This window comes from Idiomarina sp. UBA4206, assembly GCF_002383015.1.
GTDB classification, from domain to species: Bacteria; Pseudomonadota; Gammaproteobacteria; order Enterobacterales; family Alteromonadaceae; genus Idiomarina; species Idiomarina abyssalis.
In genome coordinates this window covers 42,228-42,552 of the sequence record NZ_DFTS01000004.1, presented here as the reverse complement: position 1 = coordinate 42,552, position 325 = coordinate 42,228, and the positions used below count along the sequence as shown (strand labels likewise).

Annotated in this window: 1 protein-coding gene; it reads right to left on the bottom strand. The window is 46.8% G+C overall.

Translation table 11 applies throughout. The annotated features are described in order from the left end of the window. The coding region (locus B3180_RS00545; RefSeq protein ID WP_286842301.1) for a M28 family peptidase at window positions 1–325 on the bottom strand (325 nt) is incomplete at both ends.

Sequence of the window (325 nt, the reverse complement as noted above, 5' to 3'; positions counted from 1 at the left end):
ATAGACATATCCTGTTGAACACCGCGCAGGTCCCAATCTTCATTATACTCATCTGCTGGTTTGTGATAGGCGTCGCGATTAAAGATAGCACGTTGCTCTTCGGTCCATTCACGGCCTTTCTCGACGTGATCGTTTCCGCCTTTCGCATACAGCATAGGCACACCTCGTTTCGCCAAATTGAAATGATCTGAACGATAGAAAGAGCCAACTTCCGGAGTTGGTTCAGGTGCTACATAACGATCTTGGGCCTTTACGTAGCGTTTCAAGTAGTCTTCCATAGAAGAATTACCATAACCCACCACAACCATGTCTTTCATCGGGCCAT